Source organism: Desulfotignum phosphitoxidans DSM 13687, from assembly GCF_000350545.1.
GTDB classification, from domain to species: domain Bacteria; phylum Desulfobacterota; class Desulfobacteria; order Desulfobacterales; family Desulfobacteraceae; genus Desulfotignum; species Desulfotignum phosphitoxidans.
The window spans coordinates 620,415-636,017 of sequence record NZ_APJX01000002.1 but is presented as its reverse complement, the minus strand read 5'-3'; the positions used below and the strand labels follow the sequence as shown (position 1 = coordinate 636,017).

The following is a 15,603-nucleotide window of genomic DNA, read 5'->3' as shown; positions in this document are numbered from 1 at the left end:
TTGAACCAGAACAGCATGGCAGCGGCATCGAAGCAGCTGACCCAGATGATCGGCTGTCATCCCGGATGACTTTTTCTCGATCAGATTTCACCAGTGTGTGGGTCAATGGACCATGTCTTGAAAAATCCGATATCCCGGTAAAACCACAAACCCTTGCTGCTGAAACGGGGAATCGAAGCCAGGGTGTACCATTTCCCATTGTGGGAAAAACTGCTGAAGTAACCCGGTTTTGGCCAGGAACCGCCGAACCGAAGGGATGGAGTAGTTCATTCGCTCGGCCAGTGGTTGGATCATCCAGCACTTGTTTTCCTGAAAGGCTGAAATCAGCTTCTGGTCGGGTGTTGTTTCCATATGTACCAGCACCTCCTGATAAAGTATTGCAAATATACTCTAATCCAGCTGAGTATTTGCAATACTTTATCAAAACCGGGCCGGCATTACAAGCTTTAATTTTGATTTTTACTATCAAGTAATATAGCCCATGATGCTTGATTATCAGCATGTTGGTCATTTTTTCTTTCTTATCGGTCAAAACAAAAATGAGCAAAGCAATCATAAAGAAATGATCAAGTATGGCATTTTTGAGGTTGTAACCGATTGACATTATTGAATCCAACCGTTATTTGTGGTCATAGCAATTTTTATTTGGAATTTGAGTAAAACCTAAAAATACAATGTGATTTTGTAGAGGTTGAAGAGGGAAATTGAGGGTTGAAAGATGCCCAAAGCAATCGGCTTTCGCATACTAAACAACCTCTTAATTGAAATTCGTTTGGTATAAGGAAAATAAAAATGAATAATTTTAAAATTTTAGTGACTGGTGGAGCCGGATATTTAGGTTCGATTATGGTTCCTGAATTTCTGAACCAGGGGCATAAGGTGACAGTATTGGACTCCTTGTTGCACAATCAATTTTCTCTGCTGGACTGTTGTGCAAATCCGTTATTTGATTTTGTAAAAGGTGATATTTGCAATAAAGCACTTATGAATAAACACATTAGTGAGGCGGATCTGATTGTTCCCCTTGCTGCAATTGTTGGTGCTCCTGCATGTAAGATCAATCCGACTGTGACAGATTTGGTTAATTTTAAAGCACAAATGGAAATGATTGAAATGATTTCACCATCTCAAATGGTCATATTCCCTACAACAAATAGTGGCTATGGCATTGGGGAAAAAGATGCCTTTTGCACGGAAAAATCTCCTTTGAATCCTATTTCCGAATATGGGAGGACTAAAGTTAAAGTTGAAGAAGCTTTATTGGAAAAAGGTAATTCAATCACATTTCGTCTAGCAACAGTTTTCGGAATGAGTCCAAGAATGAGGATGGACCTGCTAGTAAATGATTTTACTTATAGGGCATATAAAGACAGGTTCATCATCCTATTTGAGGAGCATTTTCGTAGGAATTATATTCATATACGAGATGTTGCAAAAGCGTTTCTTTTTGGAATTGAACATTATGGTACCATGAAGGGAGAACCCTTTAATGTCGGGCTCAGTTCTGCTAATCTGACCAAATATCAGCTATGTGAAAAAATAAAAGAACATATCCCAAATTTTTATGTTCATTCAGCTCCCGTTGGTGAAGATCCCGATAAACGGGACTATTTAGTAAGTAATGCTAAAATTGAGTCGCTGGGATGGAAACCTGATTATACGCTGGATATGGGAATTGTTGAGTTGATAAAAGGATATAAAATTATAAATCCAAATCGGTTCGCTAATGTCTAATATACCTGATATGTCAAATATCACTGCAGTTGTTTTGGCAGGTGGCCTTGGAACGAGATTGCAAACTGCTGTTTATGACCGCCCTAAAATTTTGGCAGAAATATCTGGTCGCCCTTATATTACTTATCTTTTTGATCAATTGATTGAAACAGGAATTCTGGATGTACTTTTGTGCACCGGGTACATGGCTGAGCAGGTTTTTGAGGCTTTGGGAGACAGCTATAGATCCTTAACCATAAGATACTCAAGGGAAAACAGTCCACTCGGTACCGGTGGGGCACTTCGAAATGCTTTGCCGCTAATATCTTCAGATCCTGTAATTGTTATGAATGGAGACTCATTTATCAATACGGATTTGGGGGGGTATGTAAAATGGTTTTTTCAAAAAGATCGAAATGTTTCTATTTTACTGACGTATGTTGCAAATTCCTCCCGATACGGAACGGTCATTCTGTCTGATGATGGACACTTGATCCGTTTTGATGAAAAATGCGCCGGCATTAATCCCGGCTGGATCAATGCCGGCGTTTATATATTGAAAAAGAAACAAATTTCAAAAATTCCAGAAAAAACGTATTATTCTCTTGAAAAAGAATTTTTCCCCCAATTAATTGGTGACAAAATATACGGATTTCCATGCAAGGGATCTTTTATTGATATTGGAACCTCGAAATCATACAAACAGGCTGAAAGTTTTTTCACAGAGTTGCTTTGATTAATTTCCAGATTTAATAAATCAAAAAAGTCGATTAATGTAATGATTTTATGCAGAACGCCCTTTAGAATATCTTTTTTTGGTGGCGGAACAGATTATCCGTCCTGGTACTTTAAAAATGGTGGCAGTGTTTTGTCTACCTCCATTAATAAGTACTGTTACATTTCTCTTCGATATTTACCTCCGTTTTTCGAACATCGCATTCGTTTAGTCTATTCCAAAATAGAATTGTGCCAAAAATTTACGGAAATTCAACATCCTGCTGTAAGGGAAACCTTGCGCTTTATGGAAATTAACAACGGCCTTGAAATTCATCATGATGGAGATTTGCCCGCTCGAAGCGGTATGGGATCTAGTTCTTCATTTATTGTTGGATTGTTGAATGCGTTGTATGCGTTAAAAGGAAAGCGGGTTACAAAAAAGCGGCTTGCTTTAGAAAGTATCGAAATTGAACAAAATTTAATCAAAGAAACTGTAGGATCCCAGGATCAAGTTGCAGCAGCTTTTGGTGGCTTAAATCATATTATATTCAAAGAAAATGGTGAGATAGATGTTAATCCCATAACAGTTTCCGTTAGACGAAGTGATGAGCTAAATTCCAATTTAATGCTATTTTATACAGGAATTATTCGTACGGCATCAGACATTGCACAGAGCTACGTTCCTGACATTTTGAGAAAGGAAAAATTATTGTATAAAATGCACGATATGGTGGATGATAGCATTACCATTTTGCATGGCAAAAATAGTATTGAAGATTTTGGGATACTTCTCAATGAAACCTGGCAGGCAAAACGTCAGTTAAGTGGAAAAGTCACCAATCCTATTGTAGATGATTTTTACGAGCGGGCTTTGAAAAAAGGAGCTCTCGGAGGCAAAATTACAGGAGCTGGTGGCGGTGGCTTTCTGTTGCTTTTTGTTCCGCCAAACGCGCAGGTTCAGGTTCGCAAAGAATTGAGTGAACTGCTCCATGTACCATTTCGATTTGATTTTACGGGAAGTAAAATTATTGCCTACGAACCCCATCTTGACGAATTTAGCAATATCGATAAGGTGCCTGATAACAATTGTGCTGGCAGATTCGGGGAAAGGTCTACAATTTAGACAATAGGAGCAGTCCATGCAGATAGCAGATAATACTAAAATTTTGATGTTTTATGAAATGAAAAGGATTCGTATGGTTCAAGATCATATAGAATCTCATTATCTTCAGGATGAAATGAAAACCCCTGTTCATTTGTGCATTGGTCAGGAAGCCGTTGCTGTTGGTGCTTGCAGTGCATTACAAAAAACAGATTATATTTCCAGTAATCATCGCAGCCATGGACACTACCTTGCTAAAGGCGGGAATCTGAACAACTTAATTGCTGAACTTCACTGCAAAATGACTGGATGTTCCAAAGGATACGGCGGTTCCATGCATATTGTTGATACTTCAGTAGGCCATATGGGCAGTTCATCAATAGTCGGGGGCGGGATACCAATTGGAACAGGTCTTGGGCTTGCCATTTCGATGAAACAGCAAAACAGTGTGAGTGTTATCTTTTTCGGAGACGGAGCTGCAGATGAAGGGGTTTTATACGAGAGCATTAATTTTGCTATTCTAAAAAAGCTACCGGTAATTTATATCCTTGAGAACAACCAATGGTCGGTGTGCTCTCATGTTTCAAGTCGCCAGGCCGGAAAAAATATCTTCCACCATGCCCCGCAAAAGCTGTTGATGACTAAAAAAATCGATGGAAATAATGTGCTTGAGGTTTACGAAACGGTTTCAGAGGCTGTCAATTTTGCTAGAAAAGGCTATGGCCCTTCGTTTATTGAATGTGAAACCTATCGGATACTGGGTCATGCCGGATGTGCCAGCCAGGATGCGGACGGCTACCGAGACTTAAAAGAAGCTGACGAATGGAAAAAGAAATGTCCTGTCAACACTTTTCAAGAGAAGTTGATTCAAGGAAATTTCCTGTCAATAGAAGACATTGAAAATATGGAAAGCAGGATTCAGGCAGAAATTGAAGACGCTTTTGATTTTGCCCAAAAGAGCCCGCTGCCCCCTTCCCATGAAATGACCAATTATCTATTCAAATAGCGAGGACCCTTATGCCGTGGTCAAAAATAAAACCAGATACAGATGAATTAAACTACTGCCATAACGGCAACTGCGGCGGCCGCCAGATCTCCTATGCTCAAGCTGTTAATGAAGGCCTCAGGCAATCTCTAACACTTGATGAACGTGTATTTGTGATGGGGCAAGGCGTAGATGACCCCAGCGGAATGTTCGGAACCACCCGAGGGCTTCAAGAAGAGTTTGGAAAAAAAAGGGTGTTTGATACCCCGCTTGCCGAAACCGCTTTGACAGGCGTTGCCAATGGCGCTGCCATTGGCGGAATGCGGCCCGTTTATTTTCACAACAGGCCTGATTTCCTGCTTTTAGCCATGGATCAATTGGTCAATCATGCCTCAAAATGGCATTTTATGTTCGGTGGTGCTGTGAATGTCCCCCTCGTTTTATGGGCCTGTATCGGCAGGGGATGGGGATCTGCAGCCCAACATTCCCAGGCGCTACAGGGGATTTTTTTTCATGTCCCGGGACTAAAGCTGTTAATGCCGAGTACCTGTTATGATGCTAAAGGACTGCTGCTTGCAGCAATAAAGGATGACAATCCTGTTTTGATTCTTGACCACCGGTATAATTTCAAACAGAAAGGGATGGTCCCCGAAGATATGTACACCGTACCCATTGGAAAAGGGATTGTCAGAAGACCCGGCAGGGATGTCACCATTGTTGCCATATCCCATCTCGTGGCAGATGCGTTTATGACCGCGGAAAAACTTGCGGGCCAGGGGGTGGATGTCGAGGTGATTGATCCCCGCACATTACGCCCGCTGGACGAAGCGCTTATCCTTAACTCGGTTATGAAAACAGGACGTCTTGTCATTGCCGATACCGGATGGAAAACAGGAGGGGTAACCGCAGAAATTGCCGCATTGGTTTCGAGCAAAGCCTTCAGATTTCTGAAAGCCCCTATTGAACGTGTAGCCTGCCCCGATCTACCGACACCTGCAGGATATACGCTGGAAGATGCCTATTACATCGGCCAGTCAGACATCAAACACGCCGTGATGAAAACCATTGACTTTGAGAGATAATGAGGATTGAACCATGCAATTGAACTGGCCATTGATGGAGGACAACATTACCAAAATTGATATTGACCATTTGATCAATTTTTTAAAAAAAATGCCTCGCCTAACCCAATCCGAAAATGTAAAATTATTTGAGCAGGAATGGTCTCAATGGTTGGGTGTCCGCCATAGTGTTTTTATCAATTCGGGCGCATCTGCCAATTTGATTACAATGGCGGCAATAAAAGAGTTGTTTGGCGGCGGTGAGATTATCGTGCCCCCCCTTACCTGGGTTTCAGATATTGCAAGTGTCATTCAAAATGGGTTTAGCCCTGTATTTGCAGATATCAATCCTAAAACCTTGAGCATGGACACCGACGAAATTCTGTCAAAAATTACTGAGAATACCCGGGCGGTTTTTATGACCCATGTTCAGGGATTCAACGGATTGTCGGATAAACTGCTTCAGGTGCTAAAAGAAAAAAATATTCCCTTAATTGAAGATGTTTGCGAGTCCCACGGAGCCACGTTCAGAGGAAATAAACTGGGTTCCTACGGGCTGGTTTCCAATTTTTCTTTTTATTTTGCACATCATATGAGCACAATAGAAGGGGGCATGGTATGCACCAATGATTCCGATCTTTATGAAATGTTTCGAATGCTCAGATCCCATGGAATGGTTAGAGAGTCTGAAAACAATGAGATTCGGGAAACATATGTCCGCAAGCATCCGGATCTGTCACCTGATTTCATATTTGCGTTTCCAGCATATAATGTAAGGAATACGGAGATCGGAGCGGTTTTAGGACGAAACCAGCTCAAGCGCCTGGATGAAAACAACCGGAAGCGGTCTAGGAATTTTGAGTTGTTTTTGGAGAACCTTGATTCAACAAAATACAGGACAGATTTTGACCTGGAAGGAAGCTGCAACTATGCGTTTAATCTGGTTTTGAAAAAACCGGATACTGAATTCCGCGACCTGTTGGAAGCTGCCATGCGTGATGCCCGTATTGAATTCCGCCGGGGAAGTTCCGGTGGGGGTAATCAGATAAGGCAGCCCTATTTGAAAGGGATTGTTCCGGATAAGGCATGGGAACAATATCCCCGCACAGAACATATCCATTTTTTCGGATATTATATCGGCAACTACCCGACACTGACACCGGAAAGAATTCTGGCCTTATGCGGTTTTCTAAATGCCATTGAATAGGGGGTGAGTCGTTGATATGAAAAAAATTGATATTGTATTAATAAAGCCCGGCAGTCAGAAGCAGATATACGGAGAGCTGAGCGATTTTGCCTTAACGGCCATCGAACCACCACTCTGGGGTGCCATTTTAGCCGGATATTTACGGCACCTGGGATATTCTGTGGTTTTATTTGATGCCGAGGTTGAAAACTGGAGTTATGAAGAAACAGCCCGCACGGTAATCGATACAGACCCACTACTGGCAGCCGTCATTGTTTCGGGTTCTAATCCGTCGGCATCCACCATGAATATGACCGGTGCAGGAAAGATTGTTTCTTTAATAAAAGAATTATCCCCTGAAATAAAAACTCTATTGGGTGGACTGCATCCAAGTGCACTTCCGGAACAAACCATCAGAGAAGGAAACGCCGATTTCATTTGTCAGGGAGAAGGATTCCATACGATCCCCGATCTGATTGATGTATTGAAATCTGGAGCATATGATTTCAATATTGATGGTCTGTGGTATATGCAGGGCAATCATATCGTTAAAAATCACAGACCCGCCTTAGTTAAAGATCTTGGACAGATCCCCATGCCGGCCTGGGACCTTCTGCCCATGAAAAAATACAGGGCCCACAACTGGCATTGTTTCGATGATATTGAAAAAAGACAGCCCTATGCCATTCTTTACACCAGTTTAGGATGCCCGTTCAACTGTAACTTTTGTTGTATTAATGCGCTGTTTGGAAAGCATATTATCCGCTACCGCCCCCTTGCAGATGTCATTGATGAAATTGATTTTCTGGTGAAAAATTACGGTGTCAGGAATATTAAAATCATTGATGAAATGTTCGCAATGAATGAAAAACGGGTGGTTTCTCTTTGTGACCTGATTATTCAAAGGGGATATAATTTGAACATGTGGGCCTATGCAAGGGTCAACACGGTCACCGAAAAAATGCTTTTGAAAATGAAGAAGGCCGGTATCAACTGGGTGGCTTACGGATTTGAATCGGGCAGCAGGCGGGTCATTGAAAGCGTGACAAAAGGGTACAAACCAGAACTGGTAATGGATGTTGTCAAAATGACATATGACGTCGGGATGCATATCTGCGGGAATTATATTTTCGGTTTGCCTGAAGAAGACTATGAGTCTATGAACGAAACGTTTAAAATGATGCTGGACATCAATGCTGAATGGGCAAATATTTACTGCGCCATGGCATACCCCGGCTCTGAATTGTATGATAGGGCAATACAGGATGGCTGGTCCCTGCCTGAAAACTGGCACGATTATTCCCAGTATTCATTTGAAAGCCTTCCTTTACCGACAAAATATCTTGATAGTGCAGATGTCCTGTCTTTCCGTGATTATGCATTTAATGCTTATTATTCAAATCCAAACTATCTTAATATGATTAATGATAAATTCGGCAGCACGACCGTCTCCTATATTATTGAAACGACGGCAAAAAAATTGAATAGAAAAAATAAAAAATATTGATAAGAAGATGAAACAAAAAGAACTGATCATTGAGGCCGGACGAACTGAAGGGCAATATTGGAAAGATATTTGGGATTACCGTGAACTGTTTTATTTCCTGGCCTGGCGGGATATCCTTGTCCGTTACAAACAGACCACCATCGGCTTTGCCTGGGCAGTGCTTCGTCCGTTTCTTACCATGATAGTATTTACAGTTGTTTTCGGCAAGCTTGCAAAATTACCCTCGGAAGGCGTTCCGTATTCGTTGCTGGTTTTTGCCGCAATGCTGCCCTGGCAGTTTTTTTCCAACTCCCTTACAGAGTGCAGCAACAGCCTCATAGACAACACTAATCTGATATCCAAAGTCTATTTTCCTCGGTTGATCATACCAACAAGTGCGGTGATCGTAAGCTTGGTCGATTTTTTATTATCCGGAACCATCCTTTTGGGAATGATGGTGTGGTATGATATTTGGCCAACCTGGCGGTTTATTGCACTGCTGCCCCTTACCATGATCGCGTTTGCCGCAGCAATGGGAAGCGGATTGATTATCTCTGCCTTGAATGTCAAATACCGTGATTTTCGCTATGTGATCCCTTTTATTGTGCAATTCGGACTTTATATTTCTCCGGTGGGATTCAGCAGCGGTATAGTCCCTGAGAAATGGCGACTGCTATATTCATTGAATCCCATGGTCGGCGTTATAGACGGATATCGATGGGCCATTCTTGGAAAAGATATCTCGCTCTTTATGCCTGGATTTATTCTCTCCGTGATCCTGGTTACTGTATTGCTTGTGGCCGGTATTCGTTTTTTCAGAGCGACAGAAAAGACTTTTGCGGATATAATCTAATCATTAGTAGAGATTGAAAAAATATGTCTGACGCTATCATTAGTATTAAGAATCTTGGGAAAAAATATACCCTCAGTCACAAGCATGGAGGCAACTATGTGGCGTTAAGAGATGTCATTACCGAAAAAATAAAAGGCATCGGTCAAGGAATACTGAGACCTTCGGCAAAAAGACATCAATCAAAATCCGAAGAGGAATTTTGGGCATTAAAGGACGTTTCTTTGGATATAAAAAAGGGTGAAGTGCTAGGCATTATCGGCCGTAATGGTGCCGGTAAATCAACACTTCTTAAAATTCTTTCCCGCATTACAGAACCTACAACCGGCCGCATTCATATCAAAGGACGGGTTGCCAGCCTTCTGGAAGTTGGAACGGGATTTCATCCTGAGTTGACCGGGAGGGAAAATATTTTCCTGAACGGTTCTATATTGGGAATGGGCAGATCGGAAATCAAAAAGAAATTTGATGAGATTGTTGAATTCGCAGAGATTGAAAAATTTTTGGATACGCCAGTAAAAAGGTATTCTAGCGGTATGTATGTGAGACTGGCATTTGCCGTGGCAGCACATCTGGATTCCGATATTCTACTAATTGATGAAGTTTTGGCGGTTGGAGATGTCGCTTTTCAAAAAAAATGCCTTGGAAAAGTTAGAGATGTTGGGAAAGATGGGAGAACTGTGCTGTATGTTAGTCATAATTTGAGAAGTGTTCGAAACCTTTGCTCTCGTAGTATTTATTTAAAAATTGGCAAAATTAGCCATAATGGTTTGACTTCTACTGTTGTTAACGAATATGAACGTGACAACCTTCTTGATAATGGAATATCAAATATTACCATACGAGAAAATGAAGAAATAAAACATACCTCGTTTTGTATTAAAAAAATTGAAATAATGAATGTGGAGGGAGACAACACCAATTTATTTAAATATAATGATATTATGGTTATGGATGTCACTTTAATGGGTGAGCCCGATACCAGCCATTACAGTTTTGAGTATCGCATATATGGAACTGTTGGGACAGCTGAAAGAATTAAAAGTTTGATAACAGTAGCCGCTTCCGGCCCGTTTCATAATATATATTTTCATAAAAAAGTTAAGAAAATAAGAATAAAGCTTGGGCCTCTTACATTATCAAGTGGTGACTATTCAATATCCACGAGTATTATGACAGGTAATGTCAGGCAGGATACATGGGAAGATTGTTGTTCTTTTAATATTACTGATTGTCAGGCATATGTAAAAAACAATGAAGTGTCATTAGCTGGTTGTATACTACAACACTCCTTTTCGATATTGTAAAAAAATTTAAGCTCATAAAAAAGATATGGCGACCACGATGAAACTAAGAACATTTACTAAATTGTTGCCAAATTCCTTATTTAAACCACACCCTAAGCTATTGGTAGTTGGTTCTCCTCGAAGTGGTTTTACCTTGCTGATTTCAATTCTGAACAAACTTGTTTACCGGAAGGCATTCAAAAGAGAAACGTTTAGAAGAGAACTGAGAAGAATTATTGAAAAGGGATCGCAAGATGTAGACAAGTGTGTTAAAGAGTATGTATCGTCTTTTTTTGATATAGATAAACTGGTTCTTGCACCTGATTTTGTCCCACTTCTTGGAGGTCCTAAATGGCTTAGTTCAAAAAGTAATGATATGGCATGTGTTCGAAAGTATCTGGGAATAATAGGTGAAGGGGATTTTCTCGCTGTTTATCAAATACCAAAATTCGCAATGGATCTTCAGTTTGTTATCCATTCTCATAACGACCCAAATCAATGGCTTGCCGATAATTATTATAACTCTTACATTAAATTTTCCTCCATGCGAAATTTTCTTGATGTTATAAATTCGTCTGTTTTTTCATTGAATGCTCTGACTGGTGACTATATAGACAATGTGTTATTCGAGGAAAGTGACTTGATTAGAGAGAGTTTAGGTTTATATAAACTTACTGATTTGAACTTTATTGAAGGTTTGATCACACCATTGATTTCTTATCTGCGATCATTTGAAAAAGTAAAAGATCGGTACATTATTATGAAATGGGAAGATTTGATAACAATGCCTGAAACAACAATTTTCAGAATCGCAGAAAAGGCGGGACTGAACATTCCTATAAGTAGTGCAAAAAATATGTGGCAAAAAATGAAATTTAAGAATCAAACTGTTAGTCATCGGCATAATTTTCGAAAAGGAATTATTGGAGACTGGAAAAATTATTTGGTAAATGAACACCTGGAAATTTTGAAAGGATATGGGTTTGATGACTATCTTTCTATGTTTGGTTATGAAAAAATTCAATTTATTGATAGAAAGAATTATACGCCTTTTCAAAAAAAAGTTGAATCCTCCATCAAGAAGGGTCAAATTATTCAAGAAATCAGTGATCCAGATTTGTTCATGTTCGCATTTAATAAATCGAATTTTGTTTCAAGTAAATATGACTTTGTTGGGTATTCAAAAAATGGGCTAGTTGAAATTGAACGATCATCTATTAAAAATGAGATGTTTTTTAATGGGTTTATTGATGCTGTAGAAGTACCCATTAAACGCGTTAATGGAAAAATCATGGATATTTATCAAGACTATTATGATGAATAATCAACGTGAGTTAGTTTTTGCAGAGTATAATATTGATCACTTCGTCGATGCATTTTTTAGGATCAATGAAATAGAGACTAAAAGGATTCTGATAAAACCGACCAATTCATTTGCTGTCGAATTCAAACAAAGGGTATTAAACAAAAATCCTCAAGTATCTTTCATTGATGAAGATGGAATCAATGAAACTACACAATTCGAAGACAATAAAGCACAAAAAAATATATCTGTTTTGTGCATCCCTGATGCTAAAGAGCTATCTAAGGAATTGCTTAAGCACATAGATGATAATGCAGGAACAATACTTGCCCCTATTACCCCAAATTATTTTAAGAAAAAACCATTATTTTTAATAAGCATCCCAAAAAGCGGCACACACCTATTATACCATCTTGTTGATCTTTTCGGATATAAACGGGGAGTAACATACAGTAGCATTCCACACCCTGGAAATTGGTACTGTCTTGAATATTCAAACTCACATACATCTGCTCAAGATTTTTTTATAGATACTGTTCGTAGAAGTCCCTTTGGGAACCGTGATCATGCTTTCCCACACACACCGGCAATTTTTTTGTACAGAAATCCTCTGGATATTCTGGTATCGGAGGCAAATTATTACCATTTAGATGGCAAAGCTTTGTTTCATGGATATTTCAATGGTCTTACTTTTGAAGAAAGAGTAATGAAACTTATTGATGATCCATGGTTATTAGGTAGCATAAGAAAACGAACCGGTAAGTTTATCCCGTGGCTTAAATTTCCAAATGTCATCCCTATTTCATTTGAGGAACTCATAGGGGAAAAGGGAGGAGGATCGCTGATGGTACAGACCAGATTAATTTGGTCTTTGCAATTAAAATTACATATTCCTGGAAGCCCTCTTGAATTCGGTTCTAAAGCCTTTCAGTCAGATAGCCCAACTTTTCGAAAAGGATTAATCGGTTCGCATAAAAAGAAATTAAATAAAAACAGTTTGGATGCATTTTATAAACTGCCACAGGATTTTATGGATGAATATGGTTATAATGGCCAAACTGCAATACCTGCTCATTCAGAAAATTTTTTAAAAAGACCTGTCGAATACAGCGCTGTAAATTATGATGACACCCCCATTGATATTGAGCATAATTATTTAGATCATTTTATTGTTAAATATCAAAATAAGTATTACGGAGTCCCATATAAAATAGGGTACATTGATTTTGAGGATAAAAATTGGTTGTTGCATTTCTTGCATTCCTCCGAAAACTTGATTGCGGTAAAACAACAAATAGCAAGAAAACCGAGACCTTCTATATTGCTACTTATTGGAAAATTTTTTAAGAAGCACATAGTTGGCCTCACTAAAGTTTCATAAAAAGAGATATTCGCATGGAAATCGTTTTTAATTCAAATCGGTCTATATCACCAAAAATAAGTATAATTCTTTTGGATTGGGCTTGCCGGGAGAGTTTCCACATCCTAAAGTATTTAAACACACAAACTGTATCACGAGACTTATATGAAATAATCTGGATAGAATATTATAAAAGAAAACCTGCCGTAATTTCGGATTGGCTTGAAAAGAGTATTAAATCTGGCCAGCCTATTTTGGATAAATGGGTCATAATCGGAATGGCGGACGAGGTTTACTACCACAAACATGTCATGTATAATTTGGGAATTGCTGTCAGCAGAGGAGATATTATAACAATCTGCGATTCTGATGCCGTTGTTCAACCAACTTTTATTGAAAGTATAATAACATTTTTTGATAATGAAAATGATGTTGTTCTGCACCTGGATCAGGTGCGGAGTAATGATAGAAGTTTTTATCCTTTCAATTATCCTTCAATTGAACAAATCAAATCATCTGAATGTATAAACATAATAGACGGAAAACCCAGAGGAATTGTGGACCGTTCAAAACCATATCATAATCCAAACTTTGGTGCATGTTTTTCCGCTTTGCGTGAAGATATTATTGCCATTGGCGGGGCAGACGAGCATATAGATTATTTGGGGCATATCTGCGGCCCCTATGATATGACATTTCGCCTGGTTAATTTAGGGAAAAAAGAAGTGTGGCATGATAGTGAATGGCTTTATCATCTATGGCACCCGGGGCAGAGTGGAGATAATAATTTTGCTGGGCCACATGATGGACGACATATGTCTCAAACAGCGCTAACGGCAAGAACTACAGGCCGCGTTCTTCCACTGGTTGAAAATCAAGCAATAAAACAGTTGCGAAAATCCGAAAATAAACAGTCGATAAACTCGACTTTTCTGGAAGGAATTTTATCAAATATTGACACAAAAAAATGGACTATTTTTGTTCCTGATTATCAAGCAGCAGACTATCAAATTGGTGACTATAAGCTTAATATGTTGGAACTTGAAACCCTAACGCAAAAAAGGATCAGCCATTATTCCGGCAAACCCTTTATGCTTTATTGTGCTTATAAAATCTTTATATTGGCAATGATTCGACGTTTGAGAAAAAAAATCAGCGCTTCAAGTGCATCTCCCTTTATAAGTAAGTCTTCCGTGAGCAAAACCGGAGAAATACAATTAAAAAAGAAGGCAAACGATTATTTTGATCGATTCAAAAAAGATACTTATTACTTTGTTGGAAGATGTGTTCAATGTATCGATGATTTAAACTCCATGGGAGTTAAGAGAATTGTTCTTTGGGGAGATCGGTGTGTTGCAGATATTTTGGCTTTTTTTTCCAAAAAACATCAAATTAAGTTCGTATTTAAGAGTGGGTTAGCTGATGAGAAAATGACAAATAATTTTGATAAAATTATAATTGCCTCTTTTGATGACGTTGAGAGAAAAACGTATTTGCTGAGAAGAATAGGGATTGATAAAAAAAATATTGTAGATTTATGGTAAAAAATGGTTTTAGCCTTATGATGCAAATGTAAAGTTTTAATGAAATGAAAAGATGATGATACCATACTCAAAGTCCCTATTAGGGGAGAAAATATGCAATTAAAATCGCCCAAAAAAATTTCTTTATTACTCCCCACAAGAAATAGACTGTTTTTAGTAAAAAGGTTATTTGAAAGTATAGTAAAACATACTGCCGATAAAGATAATTTAGAAATTGTTTTATGTCTTGATGATGATGACTTTCAAAGCCATAGTATAGAAGACAACAGGCTTAATTTAATTAAAATCGTTGGACCTAAAGCGACAATGGGAGAGTTAAATACCAGAAGCTTAGAAGCTTCTTCAGGTGATATTATCATGTTAATAAATGATGATCTGGTGGTTTGCACACCGGGATGGGACGAGATTATCCGCAAATTGGCCGAAAACATCTATGATGAAGTTTATCTGGTCTATCCCGATGATATGGAAAAGGCAAACTTGTCCACCTTTCCTGTCATGTCGAGAAAAACCTGTGAAATTCTCTCTCAACCGTATCCAAAGCAGTACGATGCTTTGTTCATTGATGACCATATCTTTGATATTTTTACAAGGCTAAAGCATCTTGGAAAGAACAGAATTTATTTTTTAAACAATATAAAATTTGATCATCGCCATTTTATCGACGGGAAAGTAAGACCGGATGCTAATTATATCCATAAAAACCGGTACAAAGATTATATTACTTTTATTTCTCTGATATATTTGCGTCAATTGTCCGCAATACGTCTGAAAGCGTTTATTGATCATGAGAAACTTATAGATTTCCCTGACCGAATTGAGATTCTTGATCCACCCGCTGGAATGATCGAAGCTGTCACAAGGTATTCGTGGCTTTTTTTGAAAGATTACGGATTGCCCATGAGAAGTCGGCTCCGGTGGTTCATCCGATTTACCAAATATTATGCTGCAATGAAAGTTGGGGTCGGTTTTTTAAAAGCAAAAACTTATTCATTATATGGTAGTTAATT

14 protein-coding genes are annotated in these 15,603 nt (G+C 38.8%); 13 read left to right on the top strand and 1 reads right to left on the bottom strand.

Features of this window, described 5'->3' with window-relative positions:
* Window positions 1-604, bottom strand: a 604-nt coding sequence (locus DPO_RS25815; protein WP_201765609.1) for a hypothetical protein, incomplete at its 3' end; no start/stop codon positions are given.
* A gap of 188 nt (window positions 605-792) precedes the next feature.
* Here DPO_RS25815 and DPO_RS07440 point away from each other — a divergent pair.
* The 13 genes from DPO_RS07440 to DPO_RS07380 all read left to right on the top strand — a co-directional run bounded on the left by DPO_RS07440 (window position 793) and on the right by DPO_RS07380 (window position 15,601).
* On the top strand, window positions 793-1,734 hold the full coding sequence (locus DPO_RS07440; protein ID WP_006965179.1) for an NAD-dependent epimerase/dehydratase family protein: 942 nt from the start codon (window positions 793-795) through the stop codon (window positions 1,732-1,734).
* On the top strand, window positions 1,727-2,449 hold the full coding sequence (locus DPO_RS07435) for a nucleotidyltransferase family protein (protein ID WP_006965178.1): 723 nt from the start codon (window positions 1,727-1,729) through the stop codon (window positions 2,447-2,449). The genes DPO_RS07440 and DPO_RS07435 overlap by 8 nt, the downstream gene beginning before the upstream one ends.
* Window positions 2,450-2,734: 285 nt before the next feature.
* Window positions 2,735-3,553, top strand: coding sequence for a GHMP family kinase ATP-binding protein (locus DPO_RS07430; protein WP_201765608.1), 819 nt, complete (start codon window positions 2,735-2,737; stop codon window positions 3,551-3,553).
* A 16-nt stretch (window positions 3,554-3,569) separates the two neighbouring features.
* Window positions 3,570-4,538, top strand: coding sequence for a thiamine pyrophosphate-dependent dehydrogenase E1 component subunit alpha (locus DPO_RS07425; protein ID WP_006965176.1), 969 nt, complete (start codon window positions 3,570-3,572; stop codon window positions 4,536-4,538).
* An 11-nt stretch (window positions 4,539-4,549) separates the two neighbouring features.
* Window positions 4,550-5,599, top strand: a complete 1,050-nt coding sequence (locus tag DPO_RS07420; RefSeq protein ID WP_006965175.1) for an alpha-ketoacid dehydrogenase subunit beta — start codon at window positions 4,550-4,552, stop codon at window positions 5,597-5,599.
* Window positions 5,600-5,669: 70 nt separating this feature from the next.
* Complete coding sequence (locus DPO_RS07415; RefSeq protein ID WP_201765607.1) at window positions 5,670-6,785, top strand: DegT/DnrJ/EryC1/StrS family aminotransferase; 1,116 nt, start codon at window positions 5,670-5,672, stop codon at window positions 6,783-6,785.
* 16 nt (window positions 6,786-6,801) lie between these two features.
* Window positions 6,802-8,271 (top strand): B12-binding domain-containing radical SAM protein, encoded by a 1,470-nt coding sequence (locus DPO_RS07410; RefSeq protein ID WP_006965173.1) that lies wholly within the window; start codon window positions 6,802-6,804, stop codon window positions 8,269-8,271.
* 7 nt (window positions 8,272-8,278) lie between these two features.
* Complete coding sequence (locus DPO_RS07405; RefSeq protein WP_006965172.1) at window positions 8,279-9,103, top strand: ABC transporter permease; 825 nt, start codon at window positions 8,279-8,281, stop codon at window positions 9,101-9,103.
* A 23-nt stretch (window positions 9,104-9,126) separates the two neighbouring features.
* The gene (locus DPO_RS07400; protein ID WP_006965171.1) at window positions 9,127-10,407 is read left to right on the top strand and encodes an ABC transporter ATP-binding protein; all 1,281 of its coding nucleotides are present in this window, start codon (window positions 9,127-9,129) and stop codon (window positions 10,405-10,407) included.
* Window positions 10,408-10,444: 37 nt separating this feature from the next.
* Window positions 10,445-11,710: a sulfotransferase domain-containing protein gene (locus DPO_RS07395; protein WP_006965170.1), complete on the top strand. Its 1,266-nt coding sequence runs from the start codon at window positions 10,445-10,447 to the stop codon at window positions 11,708-11,710.
* On the top strand, window positions 11,700-13,070 hold the full coding sequence (locus DPO_RS07390; RefSeq protein WP_006965169.1) for a sulfotransferase family protein: 1,371 nt from the start codon (window positions 11,700-11,702) through the stop codon (window positions 13,068-13,070). The genes DPO_RS07395 and DPO_RS07390 overlap by 11 nt, the downstream gene beginning before the upstream one ends.
* 14 nt (window positions 13,071-13,084) lie before the next feature.
* Window positions 13,085-14,593: a glycosyltransferase gene (locus DPO_RS07385; RefSeq protein ID WP_006965168.1), complete on the top strand. Its 1,509-nt coding sequence runs from the start codon at window positions 13,085-13,087 to the stop codon at window positions 14,591-14,593.
* A 93-nt stretch (window positions 14,594-14,686) separates the two neighbouring features.
* Window positions 14,687-15,601, top strand: a complete 915-nt coding sequence (locus DPO_RS07380) for a glycosyltransferase family 2 protein (RefSeq protein WP_006965167.1) — start codon at window positions 14,687-14,689, stop codon at window positions 15,599-15,601.
* Window positions 15,602-15,603 lie beyond the last annotated feature (2 nt).

Coding starts and splice junctions, on each gene's coding strand:
- DPO_RS07420 (WP_006965175.1), top strand. CDS start 4,550: ATGCCGTGGTCAAAAATAAAACCAGATACAGATGAATTAAACTACTGC.
- DPO_RS07435 (WP_006965178.1), top strand. CDS start 1,727: ATGTCTAATATACCTGATATGTCAAATATCACTGCAGTTGTTTTGGCA.
- DPO_RS07405 (WP_006965172.1), top strand. CDS start 8,279: ATGAAACAAAAAGAACTGATCATTGAGGCCGGACGAACTGAAGGGCAA.
- DPO_RS07380 (WP_006965167.1), top strand. CDS start 14,687: ATGCAATTAAAATCGCCCAAAAAAATTTCTTTATTACTCCCCACAAGA.
- DPO_RS07410 (WP_006965173.1), top strand. CDS start 6,802: ATGAAAAAAATTGATATTGTATTAATAAAGCCCGGCAGTCAGAAGCAG.
- DPO_RS07425 (WP_006965176.1), top strand. CDS start 3,570: ATGCAGATAGCAGATAATACTAAAATTTTGATGTTTTATGAAATGAAA.
- DPO_RS07440 (WP_006965179.1), top strand. CDS start 793: ATGAATAATTTTAAAATTTTAGTGACTGGTGGAGCCGGATATTTAGGT.
- DPO_RS07385 (WP_006965168.1), top strand. CDS start 13,085: ATGGAAATCGTTTTTAATTCAAATCGGTCTATATCACCAAAAATAAGT.
- DPO_RS07395 (WP_006965170.1), top strand. CDS start 10,445: ATGAAACTAAGAACATTTACTAAATTGTTGCCAAATTCCTTATTTAAA.
- DPO_RS07400 (WP_006965171.1), top strand. CDS start 9,127: ATGTCTGACGCTATCATTAGTATTAAGAATCTTGGGAAAAAATATACC.
- DPO_RS07430 (WP_201765608.1), top strand. CDS start 2,735: ATGGAAATTAACAACGGCCTTGAAATTCATCATGATGGAGATTTGCCC.
- DPO_RS07390 (WP_006965169.1), top strand. CDS start 11,700: ATGATGAATAATCAACGTGAGTTAGTTTTTGCAGAGTATAATATTGAT.